Below are 335 nucleotides of genomic sequence, written 5' to 3'. Positions count from 1 at the left end.
AGCACGCGGCGGCCGAACAGGCTGGCGGTCAGGTCGCAGATCAGCGCGGCGGTGCGGCCGCGCTCGTCGAGGAACGGGTTCAGCTCGACCAGATCGAGCGAGGTGACGACCCCGGCATCGCAGAGATATTCCATGATCAGATGCGCCTCGCGGAAGGTGGCGCCGCCCGGCACGGTGGTGCCCACCGCGGGGGCGATGCCCGGGTCCAGGAAATCGACATCGAAGCTGACATGCAGCAGCCCGTTCGCCGCCCGCACCCGCTCGATGAAGGCCCGCAGCGGCGCGACGACGCCGGTCTCGTCGATGGCACGCATGTCATGCACCTCGATCCCGTG

Annotated in this window: 1 protein-coding gene; it reads right to left on the bottom strand. The window is 69.6% G+C overall.

What is annotated here, in order from left to right:
• A partial coding sequence (locus tag FBT96_RS19465) for an arginase family protein (RefSeq protein WP_169583643.1) occupies positions 1–335 on the bottom strand: 335 nt, incomplete at both ends.

This window comes from Rhodobacter capsulatus (genome assembly GCF_005144475.1).
Classification (GTDB): Bacteria; Pseudomonadota; Alphaproteobacteria; order Rhodobacterales; family Rhodobacteraceae; genus Rhodobacter; species Rhodobacter capsulatus_C.
This window is presented reverse-complemented; position numbering and strand designations above follow the sequence as displayed.